Origin of the sequence: Microcoleus sp. PH2017_09_SFU_O_A (genome assembly GCF_020738625.1) — a bacterium.
In the GTDB taxonomy this organism is placed as follows: Bacteria; Cyanobacteriota; Cyanobacteriia; order Cyanobacteriales; family Microcoleaceae; genus Microcoleus.
Genome location: NZ_JAEQCF010000017.1, coordinates 38,659 through 61,617 on the forward strand (window position 1 = coordinate 38,659; position 22,959 = coordinate 61,617).

Here is a 22,959-nt window from a genome sequence, read left to right on the forward strand (position 1 = left end):
TCATCGAAAGTCTAAAGACTGCGATAAGATTCGTTCGTAGTGTGGACTTTAGTCCGCAAAAAGGAGCGGAGTAAAGTCCACACTACAAGCCATTTTTGTGATGCTAATCGACTGGACATCATTTTAAGGCTGAACTTCCCGCAGCCGCCGATCGAGAAAACGGCGTTCGCTATCATTCGTAACTAGCGCCAGTGCTCTCTCATAGCTCTGTGCCGCTTCTGCTGATGCTCCCATACGGCGCAACAAATCGGCCCGCGCAGCGTGAAACAGGTGATAGCCATCGAGTTCGGGGCCGATCGCATCCAGAAGCGCGATCGCAGTTTGCGGCCCATCTACCATCGCGATCGCCACCGCCCGATTCAGCGACACAATTGGCGATGGCTGTAAGCGTTCGAGCAGATTATAAAGCTGAACAATCTGCTGCCAGTTTGTCTCTTGGGCCCGCACCGCCCGACAATGCACGGCTGCGATCGCAGCTTGCAAAGCAAACGGCCCGATCCCGCCACGGAATGCTTCCTCAACCAGCGGCAGCGCCTCGACAATCTGTGCCCTGTTCCAGCGACTGCGATCTTGCTCTTCCAGCAGGATCAGGTCGCCAGACTCATCCAGACGCGCATCGCGCCGCGAGTCGTGCAGCAACATCAGAGCCAGAAGAGCAGTCACTTCCGCTGGCGGTTGCGGTGCCATCAACATCCTCACCAGTCGCCCCAGCCGGATCGCTTCGGCGCAGAGATCCGCTCTCACTATTGTCTCGCCATGCGTCGCCGCATAACCTTCGTTAAAGATCAAATAGATCGCCGTCAGCACCGCTTCCACGCGATCGGGCAAATCCTTCGTATCCGGCACTGTGTAGGGAATGCCCGCGTCACGAATCTTGCGCTTTGCCCGTACCAGCCGCTGCGCCATCGTCGCCGTTGGTACGAGAAACGCCCGTGCGATTTCATCCGTCTCCAGGCCGCCCAGCAAACGCAGCGTCAAAGCAACCTGAGCCTCGATCGCCAGCGCGGGGTGACAGCAGGTGAAAATCAACCGCAATCGCTCGTCGGGGATTTCGCCGATATCGTCATCGATTTCTTCGATAGTTTCGATCGACTCAGAGGCAGCATACACTTCAAGTTTTTCGGCGAGTCGCGTCCGCCGTCTGAGGCGATCGATCGCCTTAAATCGAGCTGTTTTAATCAGCCACGCGCGCGGGAGATCGGGAATTCCGGCAGTCTGCCACTGCTTCAGTGCAGCCGTAAAGGCTTCCTGCGCCGCCTCTTCGGCTACGTCGAAATCTCCAACCAGTCCGATCAATGTGGCGACGATCCGACCCCAGTCCGATCGATAAACGGAGTCAATGGCTTGGGTTACGTCTGGTTTTGCGTTTGGCATCACAACCTGATGAGAAAAATTTTTGGCGAGGTGTCGATTTGAGCGATCGCCCTTCGACTTATACCATTTTTTTAAATTTATGACAGACTTTTGCCAACTAGGGAAACGAGATAATTACAACGTCTTGTCGTCGTATCAAAATCGCCAATAGCCTAACTTCTCGTTGAAACCAAAATAGCCGATAGACTTGACACAGTATAATCGCACTGCTATATTATAATGAGCGCTCGATATAAACTTTATGCCCAAAATCGTCCATGCCCAAAATCGTTGACTCTGAGGAGTATCGTAAAGAGCTTCTCCATAGATGCTTTAACCTATTTGCCGAAAGCGGATATGCTAGTGTTACAACACGACAAATCTCTAAGGCATTGGGTATCTCCACTGGAGCAATGTATCACTACTTTGCTAGTAAACAGGTGTTGTTTGAGCAATTGGTTGAGGAGATCAGTTGGCAGGATGTTTATCTATTTAAGTCGATTGCTGAAGGAGGAACGCTGACCGAACGCATTGAAAGACTTGGATGTATGCTGGTTCAGCATGAAGAACACTTTGTCAAACAGGCAGTAATTTGGACAGATTTCTACCAGCATACCGCCGTGACAGAGATTAACAGTAATCCCATTTTTCAGCAAATAGATCGGCGCTATCAACAAATGATGGAGGAACTGCTTAATCTCTCAGATCCGAAGCTCGCTCGATTTGTCTGGACTTTGATCAATGGTATCTTGATCGAGCAGATAGAACGTGAAAATAGCTTTTCCTTTGCCCAGCAGATTCACTTATTTACCAAGATGTTAATTGCCTACTGCGAAAAATACTGTATCTAGCCTTAACAGGCAGACAACTGTAAAAGCTCTATCGACATTAATTTAAATAATTCGAGCGCTCGAATTAAAACACTCAAAACACCATAGGATGTTGACTATGAACATTTCTGCCCAACCGATTCTAGAAAACTTGCAGCATCTAGAAACTTCGCTGTTCTCCCTATCGCTTATCTTGTTTTGTATTATCTTCGCTGAAATCGGCGTTGACTTTTTCTTTCGTAAACAACGGAATTACCGAGAAACGGCTGCAAATATCGGTGTTGGTATCGTTCATGATTTTCTCAGCGATCAATTAGCAAATGTTGTAGCTGTAGTTGGGCTATCCCTAATTGCGGCAGTCAGTCCTCTAAAGGTTCCTGTAAATGGCTGGACAATGCTATTAGCAGTATTCATCGCAGATTTTCTCTATTACTGGAACCATCGTGCAGAACATCGGATTCGTTTTTTTTGGGCATATCACAGCGTTCATCATAGTTCCACTGATTTTAATTTGACTGTAGCGCTGCGGCTGGCATGGGTTGAAGACTTTATCCTTTGGATTTTCTACATTCCGATGGCACTGCTGGGATTTCATCCCCTACAAGTCTTGATTGCGCTCGAAGTTGTGGGGCTATATCAAGTCTGGATTCACAATCAGAAAATTGGGCGATTGGGAATTCTCGAATCCATGATGAATACAGCTTCCAATCACCGTGTACATCATGGCTCAAATCTGCCATACATTGATAAAAATTATGGTGGCATTCTGATTGTTTGGGATAGGTTGTTTGGAACTTACCAAGCCGAGACGGAAAAGGTGATCTACGGGCTGACTGAAAATATTCAAACCCACAATCCTATTCAGATCAATATTATGGAATATTCCAGAATCATTAGCGATTTACGACGATCGCAGACTCTCAAAGAATGGTTCTTGAGTCTATTCGGTCCGCCTGAATGGAAACCACAAGCATTCAAACAACTGCCTAGCAAAGATTAAACCTACTTGAATCTATCTCTATGAAACTTCATTCTGTCTCGCAAATTTTGGAACGCCTGTTTCGATCAAATTACAGGTCTATCCTGTTTACCTATGGGCTGACGTTGCTGGAAAATACGTTTGAATTGCTATATCCGCTAGCGATCGGATTTGCTATCGATCAGCTTCTAAAGGGAAACTATAGCAACATCATCCCCTTTCTATGCATTTGGCTGGCACATGCGATTACAGCTATTTCTCGTCATGTATACGATACTCGAACCTTTACCAGTATCTATAGCAACTTAGCAACAGCGATGGTTGTAGAGCAGAGTAAGCAGGGCGCTTCAACGGCTCAAATTGCTGCGCGTTCCGTGCTTTCCAGAGAATTTGTCGATTTCTTTGAGCGAAATATTCCCCAAATTATTGCAGGGTTGTTTAGCTTTGTTGGCGCATTGGTAATGCTATTCATCTATGACATACAGATTGGCGCATATTGTTTGGCTTTGCTTATTCCGTTGATTTTGATCAATCGCAGCTATGCTCAGAAATCACAACGGTTGAATCAAAACTTGAATAATCAGCTAGAACAGGAAGTAACAGTTTTAAGCCAATCTGAGGCTGAAGTAGTGAGATCGCACTACTTGTTAATAGCAAAATGGAGAGTCCATCTTTCTAATGCAGAAGCCCTGAATTATGGATTTATAGAACTGTTTACGATTTTACTTGCTGCCACGGTTCTGATTCGTACAGTCTGGATTCCAGGCATTCAAACAGGTGAGATTTATGCCATTATTTCCTACCTGTGGAACTTTTTAAAGAGCTTAGAGAATATTCCAGCACTGGTACAGCAGTTTAGCCGGTTACAGGATATTGGGCAGAGAATGCAACTAAGTTCTGAGGCATTGAGCAAGCTGTGAATCTTGAAGTGATGGCAGCAGCCCAATAACTGTTCTGAACTAGAACGTATCAATACTAATTGATCAGTTGGGGTGCAAAGTTTGGCTGCATCTGATAGGTACATCAGTTATACAGAGAACCTTTGATAGGATCGTGATTAAAGATTAGAGTGTTGGCTCTCAGTATTGAATTTAGCTGTAATTGGAGGAACTATGATGTCAATGAGATTATTTACAATTTTGTGGCTAACAGGCATGGTAGGCATCGTTTCTCTTTGGTGGATGAAATTACCTATTCCTGAGGATGAAGAACTTCAGATGCCGCTCTGGGGAATCAAATTGATTTCTTTGATTCAACCAACCTTTCTTTTGTCTATTACTGTCTTGATTGGTGTTGTACTAGCTCATAAAGTTGGATTATCCGCACCTCTGGCTGAGGCAGTGTCTAATCGAACTTCAATTAGTTTGGCTATTCAGCCCCAAGTGCTTCCAGGAATTATTGGAGGCTTGATCGGAGTTATTGGATTAACTTTTATTCAGTTTTGTGCTAAAGTTTTTCTACCTTCTGATTTTATTACGAAGGCTGAAACTCTATCAAGCAACACCCCATTTTTGACTCGTATTCTGTATGGAGGTATTACCGAAGAATTATTGCTCAGATGGGGAATAATGACGCTTTTAGTATGGATAGGTTGGCGTATTTTTTCAAAAGGGCAGGGTGTGCCTTCCATATTCTGCTTTGTATCGGCGATCGCCCTTTCAGCATTTCTCTTTGGGCTGGGTCATTTACCCCTTGCCTTCGTACTAGGAACACAAGTCACTCCTTCAGTCATTACCTATGTGATTGTGGGTAATTCATTTTTTGGCATCATTGCAGGCTATCTGTACTGGCGTAAAGGTCTTGAAGCGGCAATGATTTCTCATATGTTGGTTCATGTTGTTATGGTTACATTTACCCGTTTAGCCCGATGATACAAGAATGGAATGTTTTCATTGACAACTCACTGTAAATGTTAGCCCCATTCGGTAGTACAATAATCCCAATGCACCAGATTGACACAAAGTTCTTAGTTGAGGATTCGAGGCAATCGGCAACTGGTGATTAGGAACGCCATCGTACAGCAAGCTCTTGGTGCTGGAAGCATAAGGAGAATTTTAGTGTTAAAATTTGCTGGGAAAGTCGGTCGAGGTAGAATCGTTTTATGCTTGCTCAATCCATCCTAGAAACAACCAGATTGATTTTGCGCCCCCTATCTCTTGCAGATGCGCCATCGCTCCAAAGTGTGGCAAGCGTTCGTGAGATTGCCGATACTATGATTTCTATTCCTCATTATAAATTAAAATCTTACCTCAAAGTTCCAAGACCCCAAAGTAATAAGGTGAACGAAGTTGCACAGACAAACTTCAAAAAAAACTGTGGGAGATTATCAAAGTAATGATTAAATATTTCGGAACAGGACAGCCTGTAAGGATATGGTGTCAGGACGAGAGTAGATTTGGATTGATTACTATGCAGGGCAAGATGATTACATTGAAGGGGATAAAACCCATCGGCAAAAAGCAATCTTTAGCGAGAAAACTTCTATCTTTATGGAGTTGTAGAACCATCAACAGGTGAACAATATTATCAAGAATTTTCTCAGCTCAATCACAACTGCTTTCAAGAGTTTTTAAATGGATTTGCTGAAAAATATTCAGAGAGTTTCAATCTAATTATCATGGATAATGGTAGCTTTCATAAAGCTCTCTTGTTAGACTGGCATGACCATGTGATGCCAATATATTTACCTGCCTATAGTCCTGAATTGAATCCGATTGAAAGATTGTGGGAACAAAAAAAGACCTCAAGTTGGCAAATTATTCGAGTTTAGAGAAACTCAAAGAACAGGTAGATATAATTATCAAATCTCTCACGAATGAAGAAGTCTTATCTCTCTGTAGTTGGGACTATATCCTTGAAGCTATATTAAGTGCAGGTTCATAGTGAATTGGTATTACACAGGGCAACAACGGAGGCAAATAGACATCTGGTAAAAAGAAATTAGGCGAGGAGCGAGCGATCGCACTTGCTCGGATCCGGGTGAAGCATTTGGACATAAAATCAAGGGTTTTAGGCATAAATTGTCGCCCTCGGCGTACGCCCTACATTTATCAAACAGATGTCTCTTCAAGATCGTAACCTGACGAGCAAAATTTTTTGGCGAGGTGTCGATTTGAGCGATCGTCCTTCGACTTACTGATACAGGGAAACAACCGAGACAAACCAATGAAATATTTGCTGCTGATTTACATGGAAGAAAACGCCATGAACCAGACCGATCGCGAACATTGTTATGGAGAATCCACACAGCTTGCACAAGAACTCCATGCAAAAGGGCAGTTTTTGTCGGCAGCCCCGCTGCACCCTGTAGCGACGGCGACTAGCGTCCGGGTGCGCGACGGCAAACAGTTTGTTACCGATGGCCCGTTTGCAGAAACTCGCGAACAACTCGGCGGGTTCTTCCTGGTTGATGCCCAGGATCTCGACGAGGCGATCGCGATCGCCGCCCGCATTCCAGGGGCGCGCGCCGGCACGATCGAAATCAGACCAGTAATTGAGGTCGCGGGATTACCTAAGAATTAGTTTTTGCACTTCTTAAAGACAATTTGAGTGCAAAAGATAACGCCTAAAACTCAACAAACAGGAGCAAGCCATGCAACTCAATCCTTATCTCTTTTTCAACGGTAACTGCGAGGCAGCTTTCAAGTTTTACGAGCAATGTTTTGGGGGCAAAATCGTCACAATGCTCACTAACGCGGATGCGCCAACTGCGGAACCAAAACCCTGTGAATTATCTACTGATTGGCTTGACAAAATTATGCACGCGTGTATGGAATTCGGAACGTATCGCTTGATGGGTTCTGATTGTCCGCCTAAGTTTTTTGAAGAAACCAAAGGCTTTTCTGTACAAATCGCGATCGACGATCCAACAGAGGCGGAACGTATCTTTCACGCCCTCGCTGAAAATGGCACAGTGAAGATGCCATTCGGGCAAACTTTTTGGGCTTTTCGGTTTGGAATGCTGGTCGATCAGTTCGGTATACCGTGGATGGTTAACTGCGAGAAAGCTGCCTAAATCAAAGAGAGGCTTAACTGTTTCCGTCACTTCCGCCACTAGAACGATTAGTAGAAACACCATGCAAAACAGTCAAAAAATCACACCATGCCTCTGGTTTAACTTTAATGCCGAAGAGGCTGTCAATTACTACCTGAGCATTTTCAATAACAGCAAGATTTTGGAAGTTTCGCACTACGGCGATGCCATACCCGAACACAAAGGCAAACTGCTTACCCTGCTGTTTGAAATTGAAGGGCAGCAGTTTCAGGCACTCAACGGTGGGCCGCAATTCCCATTCACTGAAGCCATTTCCCTCAGTGTGGACTGCGAGACACAAGAAGAAGTTGACACGCTGTGGAGCCAGTTGTCCGCAGGTGGAAGTGAAAGTCAGTGCGGCTGGCTCAAAGACAAGTTCGGGCTATCTTGGCAAATCGTACCGCGATCGCTCACAGAAATGCTGAAGGACAAGGATGCCGACAAGGCGACGCGCGTGATGCAAGCCCTGTTCGCAATGAGCAAGATTGATGTTGCTCGCTTGCAGCAAGCCTACAACCAGCAATAGCCAACAACGCAACAACTACCATTTACTTTCCCATAAAACAACAAAAGGAGAAGATCGTGGCTACTAAAATTTTCGTCAATCTGCCCGTAAAAAAGCTCGATCGATCTATTGACTTTTTTACTAAACTCGGCTTCACCTTCAATCCTCAGTTTACTGACGAGACAGCCACTTGCATGATTGTCAGCGACGACATATTCGTCATGCTTTTGACTTACGAAAAGTTCAAGACTTTTACGCCCAAAGCAATTTGTGATGCCACCAAAAGCACAGAAGTGCTGGTGTGTTTATCTACTGAGAGTCGAAAAGAAGTTGATGAAATGGTTGAGCGGGCGATCGCCGCTGGTGGAACAACCTATAATCAACCACAAGACCACGGGTTTATGTATTCCCATGGATTTCAAGACTTAGATGGTCACATTTGGGAACTTGTCTACATGGAACCAAGCGCAGTAAACCAATAGTCACTGCGTTCACAATGGAAGAAAGATTGCGATCGCCATTACAAATGTAATACACTGGTTACAACCTTTGAGATGATGATGCAAATGCGGATTGAACCTTACGACGCTCAACAACTGGATGCAATCATTCGCCTTTCTCTTCGGGCATGGACTCCGGTATTTGATTCGATTCAGAAAGCGATGGATCTGGATGTCTACCAGAGTTTCTATCCCGATGGTTGGCGCGTCAGCCAGCAAGAGGCTGTCGAAGGTGTCTGCGCTGCGGAGGATACAAATGTCTGGGTTGCTATTGATGCAGGTTCCACCGTGGGCTTTGTCGCCGTGAAACTCGATTCGGAAAGCAGCATGGGTGAAATTTACATGATCGCTGTCGATCCAGACTTTCAAGGTCGTGGCATTGGCTCCGCTCTGACAGAATTCGCTGTAAATTGGATGAAAGATGCGGGGATGTCTGTTGCAATGGTCGAAACCGGAGGCGATCCAGGTCATGCCGCAGCACGTCGCACCTATGAAAAGGCGGGTTTCGGGCTGTTACCGATCGCCAGATACTTCAAAAAGCTGTAGATTTGTCGATCGGGTGGAACGTTATTGTCATTGAACTCGTCGATCTGGTTACTTCTTCACAAGATAAATAAGCGATAATATAGTAGGAAAAATTGATGATTGACCATACTGGCATTAACATTAGTAATTTCGAGAAAAGCAAAGATTTTTACACCAAAGCCTTAGCCCCGCTTGGTTATCAATTACTGAAAGAGTTTGATGCTTCTGTGACTGGTTCTATATCTCTGGCAGGTTTTGGAATAGACGGAAAGCCCGATTTCTGGATTACACAGGGAGAGGTAAATACCCCTAGAATTCATATTGCTTTCCGCGCAGAAACTCATGAGATGGTTCAGGCTTTTTACACAGCAGCGCTAGCAGCAGGGGGGCGAGACAATGGTACTCCGGGTTTGCGACCTCACTATCATCCTGATTATTATGGTGCTTTTGTTTTAGATCCAGATGGACATAATATGGAAGCAGTATGTCATTTTCCTGTTTAACATTAATCAAGGCAGTGAAAATAAAATTTCAAAAGTAATGAATGATGATAAACCTCCGCTCCGCCACCTCCGCTGATTTAGCTCTACTGCGACATTGGGATGAGCAACCTCATGTGATTGACGCAGATCCTAACGATGATTGGGGTTGGGAAATAGAACTCGATCGCACTCCCGACTGGAGGGAGCAATTAATTGCTGAAATTGATGGCCGTGCGATCGGATTTATTCAGATTATCGATCCAGCACTTGAGGATAGTCACTACTGGGGCGATGTTCCAGCGAATCTACGTGCGATCGACATTTGGATTGGAGAAGAGACAGATTTGGGCAAAGGCTATGGCACACAAATGATGCAGCTTGCACTGACTCGATGTTTCGCCGACTCTGCTGTGACGGCTGTACTCATCGATCCACTGGCCAGCAATACCCGCGCCCACCGCTTCTACGAACGTCTTGGCTTTCAATTTGTTGAACCGCGACAGTTTGGTGACGATGACTGTTTTGTTTATCGCCTGAACCGGGCAGATTGGCACCCCAGTAATGAGAATAACGCTCAATGACTTGTTCGTTGCACAAGCATCGCCCTGGAAAGGAGGTTAATCAATGACAAAAATCGTACTTTATATTGCAACCAGTCTGGACGGTTATATTGCTCGTAAAGACGGCAGTATTGATTGGCTTACAGCTTTTGAGACGGACGAAACTGACCACGGGTATGGTGAGTTTTATCGATCGATCGATGGATTGGCGATGGGACGCAAAACCTACGAACAGGTGTTGAGCTTTGGCGAGTGGCCCCATCCCGGCAAGCCATCCTACGTTTTTACCCAGCAAAGCCGATCGCCCGATCGCGATGATGTGTTATTTACCTCCGCAACGCCCGATCGATTTCTGCACGAAATGGAGTTGCAAGGACTCAAACGAATTTGGCTAGTTGGAGGTGCAGAATTAATCGCCTCATTCCTCCAATGTCAACTGATTGATGAATATATTCTGTCGATCGCACCTATCATGTTAGGCGAAGGAATTCCCTTATTCTTGCCATCTCCCATGGAGATGAAATTAAAGTTAATAGAAGTACAGAAGTATCCGACCGAGTTAGTTCAAGTAAGATACACCAAATATAAAAGTAAATAAAAAATACAGACAAAGGAAGCTCTCACATGAGCAAAGTTCGCATTTAATTCTGCTGAGGAATCAGTACAGGTTTTATTGATCGAGTGATGTCTAGCTTTAAAATGATTAGAGGCGTACCAATTGCATCGGGATAGCGACGGTTAACAACAACTTTGAATGCCAACTCAATTTGAGTCTGAGGAAAGTTTTGTGAAACCCATGCTGGCGAAAAATTGTATTAAGCAGACGATGGCGACAGTCCTAATAATGAATGTAATTGTTGGCAATCCGTTTCAGCAACAAACAATCTCAGATGTACCAGATAGGAATCTCCTCAGAATACAGTCTTATCGTCAGTCAGTTTTCCTGTTCTTGAATTAGTACAGGTCAAGGGAATTTTCAAGGTCAAAATTCATTCTTTATTGTAGAATATCTTTGAGCAAACTCCACAGCAGCAATCGGGTGGGCTCAAAGCCTCTGTCCACAACCAGAAGTTTGATGAAAGCCGACGAACTCCCGCGATTGCTATCAGTCAAGCCCCTCTCTATCCCAGGGCTGATTTATTCTAATATCAATTTACGATTTAAATCTGGACAAAGCTTTTAGTAGCAAGGAAAACAGGAGTTTTTAATAATTTGCTAAGCCTGCTACAGAAAGATCTACCCAACGCCTCATAACATAAGGGTTAGAGAGATTGGAAAATTTTAGAAGGAATCAGCCCTGCTCTCTATCCCAATCTCCTGCTGCTTCAAAAGCAGAGTTTGCCTAATATCGATAGGGACTGTTGACATTTGGTAAAATCCCCATGTATTGTTAACGGAAAATTAGTACCCCGTGAGGACGGTGATTATATCTATTCAGGCGATCGTCTCAATTGAGACTGATTACCAGGAATATTTGGTGAGGTCAGACAGGAAAATGTCAGTGATGCAACCGCATCAAAATCTCGCAATCGAATCGGATTTGCAGCGGTATGGTTAACGGCTTGAAAACACTCAGGCTGTTATGAGTTTCCTTGGGCGCTGCCCTACAGCTTGCTTGGAACAATTGAGATCAATGGTAATGGCGCCGACAAAGTTATTGTCAAACGTGCTCTGAGTATGAAGGCACTAGCTTTGAGTTCTAGGAATACAGAATGGTCAACTCAATCGCATTTTCAGGGGTGAAGGGTACGGTTGTCAAAGTTGTTTTCCAGGAATGTAAATTCGTTGAGGATTTTATGCCAAACTCTACTTTGAAATCATCGATCCCAGAAGCAAAACTCGAAGCAGTTGAAACAGCAATTCAAACTGCTTTTAATACCAGAAATGTCGAAAGTATCCAGCTTCTAACTGGAGGGTTCTCCTCAGCGCTGGTTTATAAAATTACCGTGAATGGTAAAGCTTATGTATTAAGGCTGATTATGCAGATCGATCCGCTCAGCGATCCCGTTCGGCAATATGCTTGCATGAATTTGGCCGCAGAAGCTGGCATTTCACCACAGGTTTATTATTTCAGCACGGAAGATGCTTTAGCAATTACCGACTTTATCGAAGCTGTACCTTTGTCGAAATATGTTGGCTCGCGAGATGATTTGCTGGCAGAATTCGCAAAAATGATTGAATCGATTCATGCTACCTCGCTTTTTCCAAAATTCGTGAATTTCATGGATGGCATTGACGGTTTTATTCAGGAGTTTAAGGCTTCAAAAGTATTGCCAGAAACTGCAACAGCAGAAGTTTTCAAATATTACTCAGAAATCCAGATGGTTTATCCGCGTCACGATCGCGATTTAGTCTCAAGTCACAACGATTTGAACCCACACAATATTCTTTTTGATGGCAATAAATTCTGGGTTATTGATTGGGAGGGAGCCTTTGGGAGCGATCGCTATGTGGATTTGGCGATCCTTGCCAATAGCTTTGTCACCACCGAAAAGCAGGAAAACATCTATCTAAAGGCATACTTCGGTGACGCACTGGATGACTGCAAGCGCGATCGCTTGTTCCTGATGCAGCAAGTTTGTCACATTTTCTACGCGCTACCGTTTATGAAGTTTGCTGCGGCGTTGCGTCCCCCCAATTTCGTCCATGACAGCAGCATGGATACGCCTGGTTACAGACAATTTTGCTGGCAACTTGGGGCTGGTGAAGTTTCGCTTAATTCCTATGAAGGAAAACTATTGTTTGGAAAAGTCTTGTTGAACGAGGCTTTGCACAATATGAAAACAGCGCGATTTGTAAGAGCGATCGAGCAAATGGCATAATAAGATATGATGTTCGCAACCTAACTCTGTGAATTCAGATTCCATCTCTTGAGAGCAAAACAGTTCCATAGATCGCGATTAAGGGGTAGCACATTGATTTCCACAGCAATGCAAAATCAAGAAATCACAGATTTTGGAATCAAACTGATTGCAACGGTGAATGGGATTGCAGCCTTACTGCACTTGGGTTTCTGGATATTTGCTTTCCTGCGGCTGCCCCGTCCATCGGTTGTCGAGACAGAAGCAGAACGTGTTGACCTAATCGTGACTTACGGGTTGGGAGTTGCGGATCTTTTATGGTCTGTACCTCTGTTGATTGTGGGTTGTTTTTGGCTTTACAATGGCAGGGAAATTGGTTGGCTAGCGGCACAAATGGCAAACGTGCTTTATTGGTACTCTTTTACGTTCATTCTGATCCGCGAACTGAATGCTAAGTCTATTCGTTTTGGCACCCTGCTATTTTCGCCGTTTGCGATGTTCTCACTGTGGGCGGCCTGGTATCTATGGCAGGTTCGCACCATGTTTTATTAACCAGAAAATAGATTAGATTAATAGTGCAGAAAAAGTTCTAGCTGGATGATTCTGAAGCAAAACTACTGGTTGGAAAAGTCTTGTTGAACGAGGCTTTGCACAATATGAAAACAGCGCGATTTGTAAGAGCGATCGAGCAAATGGCTCGATAAAATCTACGCTTTAGTCATGACATTCAGGGAAATTGCCTGCGTTTAGTAAGCGGGATAGTTAGATATAAATTCCACCTTTTTGCCGATCGTTGAATGAAACATACCGCAATTGATATGCCGCGCATTCCCACCGCGCCGAGTTCAATTCAGAAGGGAGTTCCTCTGAAGCATCTGCTTGGGTCAGAAGCAGTTGATTGTTTGGCACACAATATCTTGCTCGCGTACCCGCAATTTGATGAAAAATCGTTTCGTCAGGTTGCGTTAGATGGATTGGATTCGCTTGAACTTATGGAACGCGGCCGACATCTGGCATTAGCACTCCGTCAATGTTTGCCTGATAAATATGCGACAGCTATTGAGATACTTGTGGCTTCTTTGACACCGCCACTAACTCAAACAGATGGACTCAAACTAGCAGTATTTTTTTATCTTCCTCATATTTGTTTCATTGCTAAGTATGGTATAGAACTAAAAGATAATGATGGACAAGATCCGTTTGAAATATCCATGCTTGCCCAATACGAACTTACCAAACGGTTTAGTGCGGAGTTTTCCATACGACCGTTTCTAATTCAACAACAATATCGCACCCTTTCGCAACTGCTTGATTGGACATCGGATCCAGACCCCCATGTCCGTCGTCTTTGTTCTGAAGGTACGCGATCCAGACTTCCTTGGGGAACGCGAATCCCCGCTTTCATCGCCAACCCAGCCCCCGTATTCCCAATCCTTGATGCCCTGAAGGACGATCGCAGCCTTTACGTGCGTCGCAGTGTCGCCAACAATCTGGGCGATATTGCCAAAGACCACCCCGAACAGGTATTTGCAATTTGCGATCGTTGGCTAAACGGTGCCTCTAATGAAGTCAAATGGCTCATCCGCCATGCTCTTCGGTACCCAGCAAAAAAAGGAAATAAAACCGCTCTCCAACTTAGAGTCGCAGCTAAATAACGAAAATCACTTTAATAAACCTCTCCTAAAAAGATTCTGGAGGCCTTGCTATATGACGATTTTAAAATACAATAAAAATAAAAGTGTTTTTGTTGCGTAAGTCATATTTGAATTAAATTTCCAATCAAATATCGATCGAGAAGGCAGAACCATGATTGAGACGACTAATCTGCAACTATTCCCCGTCGAACGGATACACATCAAGGCTTTTTTGAGCAGTAAAAGCGAGCTGGCAGAACTTTTGCAAGTCACAGTACCTAATAACTGGCCGCAGTTCCCTCACCGAAAACGAGCGGGAAGCCCCGGGCTACCGACATGGGGAGGAACGCGGCTGCGACTTATTTAGTCGCCTACATCTTTTTTGAGAATAAATCTTTTCATAGTCGCCTACAAAATGTTTTTTATTGGCAAAATCCCACCTTAAATAAGATTGCTATGCTAATCTAATAATCAGGAGGAAATAGAAATGTTTGGATGTCAACAAAATCTCATTAGTCCCGATAATAATCTCAAAGCAATTCTAGAATTCCTGTGCAGTGAGTCATCAAAATTGACGAATTGCGGAATTTATTATGCTCGACAGATGTACTTCAAGACTGGTAAAATACCGACGAGGGCAGAGTTACACAAAGTGTTAGGCACGGAGAATCAAAATCTGCATTACAAGGCATTCTATTCGGACACGGCACAGCAGATTTTAACTACTGTCGCCGAGTCTTTTAAATCCTATATTGGACTTCTAGAAGGCATCAAAAAAGGGACGGTAACTCAAAGACCTAGATTACCTAATTATCGACAAGGTGGTCTAGCTTTGGTGACTTATACAGGTCGCTCCGTTCGACTTAAAGACGGACTTTTGAGATTTCCGCTGGGTACTAAAGTTAAAGCCTGGTTCGGATTGGATGCTTTTTATCTACCTTGGCCTACAAACTTAGACGACAAAGCAATCAGAGAATATCGAATCCTACCTAGAAACGGCTGCTTCTATTTGGAATTAGTCTACAAAACGGCAGATATCCAAGCAGATGTAGACCCATCTAAAGCTTTGATGATCGACCACGGAATGAACAACTGGCTAACTTGTGTTAGTAATATAGGAACTAGCTTGATCGTTGATGGGTTACATTTGAAGTCGCTCAATCAAGGATACAATAAGCGTGTTGCTTTTTTGATGTCAGGGAAGGCAAATGGTTATTGGTCAAAACGACTGGCGCGTTTGACAGAAAATCGCAATCGGACGATGCGAGATGCTATTAATAAAGCAGCTCGAAAAGTGATAAATCATTGCTTAAGCAACAATCTTGGTACTGTTATATTTGGTTGGAATGCTGGCATGAAGAATGCTATTAATCTTGGCTCTCAAACCAATCAGAATTTTGTGCAAATTCCGACGGGTAGACTCAAGAATAGAATTGCTAAACTGTGTGAAGAATACGGGATTAAGTTTGTAGAAACGGAAGAGTCGTATACTTCCAAGGCTTCATTTATTGACCTTGATTTGCTACCTAAATTCTGCGAAAAACTTTCGTGGGTGGCAACCTTGTGGTAAACGAGTTAAGCGCGGATTGTATCGTACTCTTGAAGGTTTGTTGATTAATGCAGACTGCAATGGGGCAGCGAATATTGGTCGAAAAGTAGCGGCAACCTTGGGGATAAGTCTCAAGGGAGTCAGTAGAGGTGCTTTGATAACGCCTTTGAAAGTCCCTTTGTGGTCTTAGTCAAGAATCCCCCTGATTCATCAGTGGGGAGTATCAAGCATTTTCCCTCCCTGAGGATGAATCCTTACCGCTTCCTAATGGTTGGAATGGATATTTGTTTATTCACCCGCAACAGGCAGTGCTTGTGGGTAATGGAGGTTTCAAAGGTGAACCAAATGAGTCGGGCATTGTAGAAATTGGTTATGAAATAGCTGCCGAATACTGGAATCGCGGATTGGCAACTGAGGCAGTACAGGGGCTAATTGACTATGCTTTCGATCGCGAGGAAGTGCGAGCAGTCAACGCTCATACTCTGGGTGAAGCTAATGCTTCCAATCGGGTACTACAGAAGGTGGGGATGCGGTTTGTGTCCGATGTTGTTCATTCTCAATTAGGTACAATCTGGCTCTGGCAGATCGATCGAGATTCTGCCAATCGTTGATGGAATTGATGAGGATTTTTGTAGCAAGGTCAACAGGTGCGATCGATCGCCCGCAATGACTCGCCAGTTGTTTCGAGCATCCGCTTTAACACTCGCTGCATCACCTGTGCTTCATCATCATGTAGAATATGCTGGATCTGTCAAATAAATTAACCACAATTATTGTAGAGACGGGTTCGCGGGCGATCGCAAATATCAGCAATAACACCCGCAAACCGGATTTGATTGGGAACTTTCTAAGCTCGCAAATCGCCTAAAGCTTTCAAGGCAAATTGTGGCAAAGCCAACATCCTGCGCCAGCGCCAAGGTTCTTGATAAAGCCGGTACAACCATTCTAAATGATTGTCGCAAAACCACGCCGGTGCGCGGTCTTTTGTTCCAGCCCAAATATCAAAACTGCCGCCAACTCCCACCCAAATTGACTGCGGACAAAGGTGGCGGTGTTCGGCAATCCAAAACTCTTGGCGCGGCACTCCTAAGCCGACAAAAATAATTTTTGGCTGTATTTGTTTGAGGCTTTCACAGAATTCTGTTTCTTCCTCAGCAGAAAGATAGCCGTGTTGAGCAGAAATAGACAATCGATTAACTTTTTGCTGCCAACTTTCCGCCGCCTTCGCCGTGACTCCGGGTGCACCTCCAAAGAAAAATATTGGTTCGGAATTCGGCAATTTTCCGGCCTGTTGCAGCAGCGATTCTGCTAGTTCAATCCCCGGAAACCGCTGTGCCGATTTGCCGCGCATTCGCAAATACAGCACTACTCCAGAACCGTCGGGTATCACGAGCTCGGCAGAGCGAATTACATCGGCTAAAGCCGGGTTTTGTTCGGCTTGCATTGCCATTTCAGCATTCAGCGTCACGACGTGAGTCCCTAACCCTTGATGCAGGCGCTCTATCAGCCAACCTGCATAATCGTCTAATATGTGAACTGGTAGTCCCAGGACTGAGAATTGCGGGCGCGATCGATCCATATTTCTTTACTTTGAGATTCCTACATACCTAGTTGTTTAAATTAGCTTAGTTTGGCGATCGCCGCACTTGCCACTTCTGGACGCCAAAAATCCGGTTGGTGCCGAAAATAGGGGAAAATTAAGGGTGAGAGCTTTTCTCTGAGTGCGATCGCACTTTTGCTTGCTGGTATAGCGGTTCTCTCGCTTGCTGTGAGGTACCCGCCAGTTAATTACCAATGCCCCAAATGCCCAATCTAAAATATAAAATCTAAAATCTAAAATTTCCACCTGTGCGATCGCCTCTTAGCGTTCCATTTTCTTGACAGAGCCGTCAGCGTACCATTCCATCGGCACGAGTTCAATTTTACCATTAATTTTCACTGTAGAGTAGACAATCTTTACGAAAGCAACGCTGTTGTTATTGTTGTTGCGGCTAGACATGGCAAATACCTTGTTATGTTTGTAGAACTTGAGAAATGATAGAAACTCTGATATATTTAAAAGTCTATTCACCGCAATTCGGCTCGCATCAGGAAAACTAAGGAAAACGAAATGGCGATCGCAACAACCCAGCGGCAAACCCGGTTAGATTATTACTACCAGCAAATCAAAAACGTCATCCTCAAACGCCAGAACCCAATAACCGGTTTGCTGCCGGCGAGTACGGCTGTTAACGCCCACGGCGACTACACCGATGCCTGGGTGCGCGATAACGTGTACAGCATTTTGGCAGTGTGGGGTTTGGGTTTAGCTTACCGCAAAATTGATGGCGATCGCGGCAGAACATTTGAACTCGAACACAGCACAGTCAAACTAATGCGCGGCTTGATGTTTGCGATGATGCAGCAAGCAAACAAAGTCGAACGTTTTAAAAATACTCAATTGCCCCTAGATGCCCTGCACGCCAAATACAATACTCAAACCGGAAACATTGTTGTCGGCGATGACGAGTGGGGACATTTGCAGTTAGATGCTACCTCTATCTTTTTGTTAATTCTTGCTCAAATGACGGCTTCGGGATTGCATATAGTTTTTACAATCGATGAAGTCAATTTTGTCCAAAATTTAGTTTACTACATCGGTAGAGCTTACCGCACGCCCGATTACGGAATTTGGGAAAGAGGCCATAAAATCAATCGCGGTAATGCCGAATTAAATGCCAGTTCTGTGGGTATGGCAAAAGCAGCACTGGAAGCAATCAATGGATTGGATTTGTTCGGAGTTAACGGTTCTCAAGCATCGGTAATTCACGTTTTACCGGATGAAATTGCCAGAAGCCGCATCACTTTAGAATCGCTTTTGCCTCGCGAATCTAGTTCAAAAGAAGTAGATGCTGCTTTATTGAGCGTGATTAGTTTTCCTGCTTTTGCTGTGGAAGACAAAGAATTAGTAGCACGGACTCGCAATAAAATTATTGACAAATTACAGGGAAATTACGGCTGCAAGCGGTTTCTGCGGGACGGACACCAAACAGTTTTAGAAGATGCCGATCGCCTGCATTACGAACCGACAGAATTAAAGCAGTTCGAGCATATAGAATGCGAGTGGCCGCTATTTTTCACTTATCTGCTCTTGGACGGTATATTTGAGGGAAATCAAGCCCAAGTCGAAGAGTACCAGCAGCGTCTGGCATCTCTGGCAGTCGATCGCTCTGGTTTACCTTTACTACCAGAATTGTACTACGTCCCCGCCGTAAATATAGAAGCCGAAAAATTAAATCCCCGCAGCCAGCAGCGCTTACCCAACGAAAATGTTCCCCTAGTTTGGGCGCAAAGTTTATATTTTCTCGGTCAATTGCTGAACGAGAAATTAATTGCAGTGGGCGATATCGACCCGCTAGGAAGGCATCTGTCAGTCGGCCAGCAAAGAGAACCTTTAGTGCAAATTGCCCTGTTAGCTGAAGACGAAGATTTGCAAGCAGAACTAGCCGCTAACGGCATTGCAGCCCAAACGCCCAAGCAAGTAGCACCCATTCAAGTCCGCCAGACTAAGGAATTATCCGCTATTTACGCGGAGATTGGACGCAACGATCCGCTAGGCTTAACCGGCCGCCCCGTGCGCCGTTTGCGGAGTTTGACGACTTCCCGGGTGTTCAAAATTCGCGGAGAGGCGATCGTATTTCTCCCCTCATTTTTGGACAGAGAAGAATTTTACCTAACCCTAGACTACCATTTTCTAGTATCTAAAATCCAAAGTGAAATCGCTCACATTCACCGCCACTGGTATCAGTTAGGACGCCCCACAGTAACGCTGATGTTAACTCATGCGATGCTGGAAACCGGCCGGGAAGCATTGTTAGACTTGATGAAAGAACTCCGGGACGGACACTGCAAAAACACGCCAGTTAAACTCGGGAATCTCAACCAGTTAATGCTGACTGCGGGTACGGAAAGAATTGATTTCATGCACGATTTTGAATTCACCGAATCTCCGGTAACAGGTGCAATAGAAACCCGCAGCTATCTCGGTTACAATCCCGAAAAAACTTGGCCTTTGGGTCACACGCAAGAATTCAAACTAGAGTGCGAAACTAATACTAAATTGCTGCTCGCTAGCCTGCGCGGTTCAGAGAACTTGTACGAACAAATAGAGCTGCTGCACACATTGATTCGACTAAAAGGACTAAATTTCGATACAGGATTTGGAGGCGCCGAAGCAACAGTAAAAGTTGTGGATTTGCTCAACGAAGTTTATACAAAAGCTGGAGAAAGTTCGCAGTCAAAAATCCAATGGGCAGTCATCCGCTATGCCGCAGGTTTGCTCGACAAGGTTGATATCAGCTTGTCTGATGCAGTGACAGACATTTTGGTCAGGCAAAAACAAATTGCTGTGGGGAAAGCCTACAGCGAAGATTCGGTGATTTCGCGGCCTGGTTCTTACATGGAAGTGATGGATAAAATTCGGGAATTCTGCGGAGAAGATGTTCGCGATCGAGTTCTCACCCAAGAAGTTATTATCTATCTCAGCGTCCTAATTAAAGCCGAACCGCAGTTATTTAAAGGTCTGCTGACACTGAGAGTTAGCTACTTTATTTTGTTGTTAACCAGCGAATTAGCCCGCGAATTGGGAGTTACGCAAAACGAAGCTTACGAACATTTAATGCAGCTAAGTCCCTTTGAAATCAAAAATCGCCTGCGCCAAGTTTTGACAGAATACGAGGAAATGAATCAAATCCTCAAAGAGCAAGAATCCCTGCGCGTCAAACAGCCGGAAAAAGATATTGAATGGGTAGTCGCGCCTGTTTTTGAAGAACCACAAATGCCTGCGGGAGGATGGCGTCGCAAGCGGCAAATGGAAGGTGCAGTCAATCGCGTACCGAAAGATTTTTATCCGAGTGTTTGGGGATTACTGCGGCACTGTAAAGGCTTGATTATTGGCGACAAATTAGAGCGCCGAAATCGCTTGGACAGCGATGTTATTTTATCGGAAATGACCCCGGGCGAAAAGAATTTTGCGCTACAAATTGAGCATTTGCTGAACAAGATTGTGGCACCGGAATATCGACAAGTAAATATTGAGGCGCTGATGGAGTTGGCTGCGATCGCCCAGCGGAATCCAGAATTGAAAGTAGAAGAATACATTGTTTTAGATGTATTAGTCGGTCACGCGGTGCGGCTGAATTGGCAAGGAAAACACCCGGAAAGAGCGGACAGGTATGATGAAGATAAGGCGGCGGCGTGGCAAGGTTTTTACAATACTTCGCCCTACGTTTGTGCGAGTCACGTCCTCGATGCTTTCCGATTCTTGACGACGTTTGGATAGGTAGTAGGGTGTTGTGAATTTAAATTGCATATTCGGGGTGGTGCTGCGAAGCCCACCCCACTAATTGTTTGATTGTTTTTTGGGACGCAGTTACTACCCCTAAACTACAAAACTCCTTTAGAGCTCGGAATCCGACTGGCGCGCCGAGGATCGATCGCCACCGCCATCCGCAGAGCCCGCGCAAATGCCTTAAACGCGGCTTCGACAATGTGATGAGAATTCCCGCCCTGCAACTGTCTGACGTGCAGTGTCATTTGAGTGTGGTTCACCACCGCAGCAAAAAACTCTCTCACTAACTCGGTGTCGTAACTACCGATGCGCTGGGTGGGAATTTCCAAGTTGTAACTTAAATGAGGCCTTCCCGAAAAATCTAGCACTACTTCAATTAATGCTTCATCCAGCGGGGCGATGAAGTGTCCGAAACGAGAAATGCCCGATCGATCTCCGACAGCTTTTGCTAGGGTTTGACCTAAGGTAATGCCCACATCTTCGTTCGTGTGATGGTCGTCGATCGCCAAATCGCCGATCGCCTGCACGTCCAAATCAATCAATCCGTGAGAAGAAATCTGCTGCAACATATGGTCTAAAAACGGAATTCCTGTAGACGCCTTGCAAGTTCCCGAACCGTCGAGATTGAGGCTGACAGTGACATCCGTTTCGAGTGTTGTGCGCTTCACCAAGGCGGCCCTGGCGATCGTGTTACTAGAAATTGGAGGAGGTACAGGCGGGCGATCGATTATTTCCATAATTCGCAATTGGTCATTCATTAGAATTAATTAGTAATTTGGGATTAACACTTTTGTAGCGAACAAAAGACAGTTATTGACAGTTGACTGTTTGCAAATCTTGCTGTCAACTGTCTAAAAACTTCGCTGTCAACTGTCAACTGTCAACTGTCAACTGTTTAAAAGCTGTTACATTCCCATGATTTCGTAACCGGCATCGACATACAAAACTTGACCCGTAATCCCGCTAGATAGATTGCTGCACAGAAAAGCCGCAGCATTTCCCACTTCCTGCTGAGTTACCGTCCGCCGCAGCGGTGCCACTTCCTCAACGTGGTGGATCATGTCCAGAATGCCGCCAACTGCTGACGAAGCCAGAGTCCGAATCGGGCCTGAAGAAATGGCATTTACCCGAATATTTAACGGGCCGAGTTCCGCCGCCAGATACCGAACATTCATTTCCAAAGCAGCCTTAGCAATTCCCATGACATTATAATTAGGAACTACCCGCACACCGCCCAAATAAGTTAGCGTGATAATACTGCCGCCTTCGGCCATCAGCGGTTTAGCAGCAGCACAAAGCCGCACCAGCGAGTAAGCGCTAATATCCAAAGCATTGGAGAAGCCTTGACGCGAGGTGTTGCTGAAATCTCCGGAAAGTTCGTCTTTGCCGGCAAAAGCCAGACAGTGAACTAGGACATCTAACTTGCCCCACTTGTCGGCGATGGTTTTAAAAGTAGACTCGATTTCGCTTTCGTCTTGGACATTGCAGGGCAGATACAGACTGGGATTGAGCGGTTCCACGAGTTCAGCGACTTTGCGCTCGTGCTTGCCTTTTTCGTCCTTCAAATAAGTTATGCCGAGATTAGCCCCAGCTTTGTGGAGCTGCTGGGCGATGCCCCAGGCGATCGAGCGATTGTTGGCAATGCCCGTAACAAGAGCATTTTTTCCGGTCAAATCTATCATCTGTATTTTTTTAAGAAGCAACTAGCACCGTTCTCATTGGCTGTATGCGACAACCCCGCCAGTTTAGACACAACCGATTCAGATTTAACTGATTCAGACACAATTGAGACACAATTGATATTAATTTTGCTGTGGAGCTAGATGGGGCGGAATTGAAAAAGTTAAGAGAAGGGCTAGATTTAATCATACAGCGTGTG

General features: G+C 45.0%; 26 protein-coding genes and 1 pseudogene. 21 read left to right on the top strand and 6 right to left on the bottom strand.

What is annotated here, in order from left to right:
- Nucleotides 1–123: 123 nt before the first annotated feature.
- Nucleotides 124–1,374 carry an RNA polymerase sigma factor gene (locus tag JGK16_RS09175; RefSeq protein ID WP_293190296.1) on the bottom strand — a complete coding sequence of 417 codons (1,251 nt, stop codon included), beginning with the start codon at nucleotides 1,372–1,374 and terminating at the stop codon, nucleotides 124–126.
- 257 nt (nucleotides 1,375–1,631) lie between these two features.
- Between JGK16_RS09175 and JGK16_RS09180 the strand changes: the two genes are divergently transcribed.
- The 20 genes and pseudogenes from JGK16_RS09180 (at nucleotide 1,632) to JGK16_RS09270 (ending at nucleotide 16,619) form a co-directional block, all read left to right on the top strand.
- A complete protein-coding gene (locus JGK16_RS09180) occupies nucleotides 1,632–2,204 on the top strand; it encodes a TetR/AcrR family transcriptional regulator (protein ID WP_293176345.1) in 573 nt (190 codons plus the stop codon).
- Nucleotides 2,205–2,301: 97 nt separating this feature from the next.
- Nucleotides 2,302–3,183, top strand: coding sequence for a sterol desaturase family protein (locus tag JGK16_RS09185; RefSeq protein WP_293176347.1), 882 nt, complete (start codon nucleotides 2,302–2,304; stop codon nucleotides 3,181–3,183).
- Nucleotides 3,184–3,203: 20 nt separating this feature from the next.
- A complete protein-coding gene (locus JGK16_RS09190) occupies nucleotides 3,204–4,082 on the top strand; it encodes an ABC transporter six-transmembrane domain-containing protein (RefSeq protein WP_293176349.1) in 879 nt (292 codons plus the stop codon).
- Nucleotides 4,083–4,247: 165 nt separating this feature from the next.
- Nucleotides 4,248–5,033, top strand: a complete 786-nt coding sequence (locus JGK16_RS09195; protein ID WP_293176351.1) for a CPBP family intramembrane glutamic endopeptidase — start codon at nucleotides 4,248–4,250, stop codon at nucleotides 5,031–5,033.
- A 614-nt stretch (nucleotides 5,034–5,647) separates the two neighbouring features.
- Nucleotides 5,648–5,932, top strand: a pseudogene (locus JGK16_RS32715) (transposase); the annotation flags it as partial.
- A gap of 395 nt (nucleotides 5,933–6,327) precedes the next feature.
- Nucleotides 6,328–6,684: a YciI family protein gene (locus JGK16_RS09200; protein ID WP_293190298.1), complete on the top strand. Its 357-nt coding sequence runs from the start codon at nucleotides 6,328–6,330 to the stop codon at nucleotides 6,682–6,684.
- Nucleotides 6,685–6,754: 70 nt separating this feature from the next.
- On the top strand, nucleotides 6,755–7,177 hold the full coding sequence (locus JGK16_RS09205) for a VOC family protein (RefSeq protein WP_293176355.1): 423 nt from the start codon (nucleotides 6,755–6,757) through the stop codon (nucleotides 7,175–7,177).
- 61 nt (nucleotides 7,178–7,238) lie between these two features.
- Nucleotides 7,239–7,721 (top strand): VOC family protein, encoded by a 483-nt coding sequence (locus JGK16_RS09210; RefSeq protein WP_293176357.1) that lies wholly within the window; start codon nucleotides 7,239–7,241, stop codon nucleotides 7,719–7,721.
- A 56-nt stretch (nucleotides 7,722–7,777) separates the two neighbouring features.
- Nucleotides 7,778–8,182 carry a VOC family protein gene (locus JGK16_RS09215; RefSeq protein ID WP_293176359.1) on the top strand — a complete coding sequence of 135 codons (405 nt, stop codon included), beginning with the start codon at nucleotides 7,778–7,780 and terminating at the stop codon, nucleotides 8,180–8,182.
- Between the two features lie 84 nt (nucleotides 8,183–8,266).
- Nucleotides 8,267–8,746: a GNAT family N-acetyltransferase gene (locus tag JGK16_RS09220; protein WP_293176361.1), complete on the top strand. Its 480-nt coding sequence runs from the start codon at nucleotides 8,267–8,269 to the stop codon at nucleotides 8,744–8,746.
- Between the two features lie 95 nt (nucleotides 8,747–8,841).
- On the top strand, nucleotides 8,842–9,228 hold the full coding sequence (locus JGK16_RS09225) for a VOC family protein (protein ID WP_293176362.1): 387 nt from the start codon (nucleotides 8,842–8,844) through the stop codon (nucleotides 9,226–9,228).
- A gap of 41 nt (nucleotides 9,229–9,269) precedes the next feature.
- Nucleotides 9,270–9,788, top strand: a complete 519-nt coding sequence (locus tag JGK16_RS09230) for a GNAT family N-acetyltransferase (RefSeq protein ID WP_293190300.1) — start codon at nucleotides 9,270–9,272, stop codon at nucleotides 9,786–9,788.
- Between the two features lie 43 nt (nucleotides 9,789–9,831).
- On the top strand, nucleotides 9,832–10,365 hold the full coding sequence (locus JGK16_RS09235; RefSeq protein ID WP_293176366.1) for a dihydrofolate reductase family protein: 534 nt from the start codon (nucleotides 9,832–9,834) through the stop codon (nucleotides 10,363–10,365).
- Between the two features lie 1,114 nt (nucleotides 10,366–11,479).
- Nucleotides 11,480–12,589 (top strand): phosphotransferase, encoded by a 1,110-nt coding sequence (locus tag JGK16_RS09240; protein WP_293176368.1) that lies wholly within the window; start codon nucleotides 11,480–11,482, stop codon nucleotides 12,587–12,589.
- 108 nt (nucleotides 12,590–12,697) lie between these two features.
- Nucleotides 12,698–13,120 carry a hypothetical protein gene (locus JGK16_RS09245; protein ID WP_293176370.1) on the top strand — a complete coding sequence of 141 codons (423 nt, stop codon included), beginning with the start codon at nucleotides 12,698–12,700 and terminating at the stop codon, nucleotides 13,118–13,120.
- Nucleotides 13,121–13,365: 245 nt separating this feature from the next.
- Nucleotides 13,366–14,223: a hypothetical protein gene (locus JGK16_RS09250; protein WP_293176372.1), complete on the top strand. Its 858-nt coding sequence runs from the start codon at nucleotides 13,366–13,368 to the stop codon at nucleotides 14,221–14,223.
- 151 nt (nucleotides 14,224–14,374) lie between these two features.
- The gene (locus JGK16_RS09255) at nucleotides 14,375–14,569 is read left to right on the top strand and encodes a hypothetical protein (protein ID WP_293176374.1); all 195 of its coding nucleotides are present in this window, start codon (nucleotides 14,375–14,377) and stop codon (nucleotides 14,567–14,569) included.
- Between the two features lie 120 nt (nucleotides 14,570–14,689).
- Entirely contained in the window at nucleotides 14,690–15,772 is a 1,083-nt protein-coding gene (locus JGK16_RS09260; protein ID WP_293176376.1) for a transposase, read from the top strand.
- A gap of 188 nt (nucleotides 15,773–15,960) precedes the next feature.
- On the top strand, nucleotides 15,961–16,362 hold the full coding sequence (locus JGK16_RS09265; RefSeq protein WP_293190332.1) for a GNAT family N-acetyltransferase: 402 nt from the start codon (nucleotides 15,961–15,963) through the stop codon (nucleotides 16,360–16,362).
- Between the two features lie 128 nt (nucleotides 16,363–16,490).
- Nucleotides 16,491–16,619: a hypothetical protein gene (locus tag JGK16_RS09270; protein ID WP_293202986.1), complete on the top strand. Its 129-nt coding sequence runs from the start codon at nucleotides 16,491–16,493 to the stop codon at nucleotides 16,617–16,619.
- On the opposite strand, the gene JGK16_RS09275 is transcribed toward JGK16_RS09270, so the two are convergent.
- From JGK16_RS09275 to JGK16_RS09285, 3 genes are read right to left on the bottom strand one after another with little or no spacing between them, the layout of a single operon-like run.
- On the bottom strand, nucleotides 16,599–17,330 hold the full coding sequence (locus tag JGK16_RS09275) for a WecB/TagA/CpsF family glycosyltransferase (protein WP_293176378.1): 732 nt from the start codon (nucleotides 17,328–17,330) through the stop codon (nucleotides 16,599–16,601). The two genes, JGK16_RS09270 and JGK16_RS09275, sit on opposite strands and share 21 nt — an antisense overlap.
- Before the next feature lie 36 nt (nucleotides 17,331–17,366).
- On the bottom strand, nucleotides 17,367–17,597 hold the full coding sequence (locus tag JGK16_RS09280; protein WP_293190301.1) for a hypothetical protein: 231 nt from the start codon (nucleotides 17,595–17,597) through the stop codon (nucleotides 17,367–17,369).
- Between the two features lie 15 nt (nucleotides 17,598–17,612).
- Entirely contained in the window at nucleotides 17,613–17,750 is a 138-nt protein-coding gene (locus tag JGK16_RS09285) for a hypothetical protein (protein WP_293190302.1), read from the bottom strand.
- Nucleotides 17,751–17,861: 111 nt separating this feature from the next.
- Between JGK16_RS09285 and JGK16_RS09290 the strand changes: the two genes are divergently transcribed.
- Nucleotides 17,862–21,071: a glycoside hydrolase family 15 protein gene (locus JGK16_RS09290; protein ID WP_293190304.1), complete on the top strand. Its 3,210-nt coding sequence runs from the start codon at nucleotides 17,862–17,864 to the stop codon at nucleotides 21,069–21,071.
- Between the two features lie 104 nt (nucleotides 21,072–21,175).
- Here JGK16_RS09290 and hisB read toward each other — a convergent pair whose 3' ends face one another.
- Nucleotides 21,176–21,838, bottom strand: coding sequence for an imidazoleglycerol-phosphate dehydratase HisB (hisB, locus tag JGK16_RS09295; RefSeq protein WP_325314964.1), 663 nt, complete (start codon nucleotides 21,836–21,838; stop codon nucleotides 21,176–21,178).
- A 147-nt stretch (nucleotides 21,839–21,985) separates the two neighbouring features.
- Nucleotides 21,986–22,762 (bottom strand): enoyl-ACP reductase FabI, encoded by a 777-nt coding sequence (gene fabI, locus JGK16_RS09300; RefSeq protein ID WP_293130545.1) that lies wholly within the window; start codon nucleotides 22,760–22,762, stop codon nucleotides 21,986–21,988.
- Nucleotides 22,763–22,959 lie beyond the last annotated feature (197 nt).

What these genes read in the sequence shown, in the direction of transcription:
- JGK16_RS09185 (WP_293176347.1), top strand. Translation starts at nt 2,302, where the DNA reads ATGAACATTTCTGCCCAACCGATTCTAGAAAACTTGCAGCATCTAGAA.
- JGK16_RS09210 (WP_293176357.1), top strand. Translation starts at nt 7,239, where the DNA reads ATGCAAAACAGTCAAAAAATCACACCATGCCTCTGGTTTAACTTTAAT.
- JGK16_RS09260 (WP_293176376.1), top strand. Translation starts at nt 14,690, where the DNA reads ATGTTTGGATGTCAACAAAATCTCATTAGTCCCGATAATAATCTCAAA.
- JGK16_RS09245 (WP_293176370.1), top strand. Translation starts at nt 12,698, where the DNA reads ATGCAAAATCAAGAAATCACAGATTTTGGAATCAAACTGATTGCAACG.
- JGK16_RS09255 (WP_293176374.1), top strand. Translation starts at nt 14,375, where the DNA reads ATGATTGAGACGACTAATCTGCAACTATTCCCCGTCGAACGGATACAC.
- JGK16_RS09220 (WP_293176361.1), top strand. Translation starts at nt 8,267, where the DNA reads ATGCGGATTGAACCTTACGACGCTCAACAACTGGATGCAATCATTCGC.
- JGK16_RS09175 (WP_293190296.1), bottom strand. Translation starts at nt 1,374, where the DNA reads ATGCCAAACGCAAAACCAGACGTAACCCAAGCCATTGACTCCGTTTAT.
- JGK16_RS09270 (WP_293202986.1), top strand. Translation starts at nt 16,491, where the DNA reads ATGCTGGATCTGTCAAATAAATTAACCACAATTATTGTAGAGACGGGT.
- JGK16_RS09230 (WP_293190300.1), top strand. Translation starts at nt 9,270, where the DNA reads ATGATGATAAACCTCCGCTCCGCCACCTCCGCTGATTTAGCTCTACTG.
- JGK16_RS09240 (WP_293176368.1), top strand. Translation starts at nt 11,480, where the DNA reads ATGGTCAACTCAATCGCATTTTCAGGGGTGAAGGGTACGGTTGTCAAA.
- JGK16_RS09200 (WP_293190298.1), top strand. Translation starts at nt 6,328, where the DNA reads ATGAAATATTTGCTGCTGATTTACATGGAAGAAAACGCCATGAACCAG.
- JGK16_RS09190 (WP_293176349.1), top strand. Translation starts at nt 3,204, where the DNA reads ATGAAACTTCATTCTGTCTCGCAAATTTTGGAACGCCTGTTTCGATCA.
- JGK16_RS09275 (WP_293176378.1), bottom strand. Translation starts at nt 17,330, where the DNA reads ATGGATCGATCGCGCCCGCAATTCTCAGTCCTGGGACTACCAGTTCAC.
- JGK16_RS09225 (WP_293176362.1), top strand. Translation starts at nt 8,842, where the DNA reads ATGATTGACCATACTGGCATTAACATTAGTAATTTCGAGAAAAGCAAA.
- JGK16_RS09235 (WP_293176366.1), top strand. Translation starts at nt 9,832, where the DNA reads ATGACAAAAATCGTACTTTATATTGCAACCAGTCTGGACGGTTATATT.
- fabI (WP_293130545.1), bottom strand. Translation starts at nt 22,762, where the DNA reads ATGATAGATTTGACCGGAAAAAATGCTCTTGTTACGGGCATTGCCAAC.
- JGK16_RS09250 (WP_293176372.1), top strand. Translation starts at nt 13,366, where the DNA reads ATGAAACATACCGCAATTGATATGCCGCGCATTCCCACCGCGCCGAGT.
- JGK16_RS09285 (WP_293190302.1), bottom strand. Translation starts at nt 17,750, where the DNA reads ATGTCTAGCCGCAACAACAATAACAACAGCGTTGCTTTCGTAAAGATT.
- JGK16_RS09180 (WP_293176345.1), top strand. Translation starts at nt 1,632, where the DNA reads ATGCCCAAAATCGTTGACTCTGAGGAGTATCGTAAAGAGCTTCTCCAT.
- JGK16_RS09290 (WP_293190304.1), top strand. Translation starts at nt 17,862, where the DNA reads ATGGCGATCGCAACAACCCAGCGGCAAACCCGGTTAGATTATTACTAC.
- hisB (WP_325314964.1), bottom strand. Translation starts at nt 21,838, where the DNA reads ATGAATGACCAATTGCGAATTATGGAAATAATCGATCGCCCGCCTGTA.
- JGK16_RS09205 (WP_293176355.1), top strand. Translation starts at nt 6,755, where the DNA reads ATGCAACTCAATCCTTATCTCTTTTTCAACGGTAACTGCGAGGCAGCT.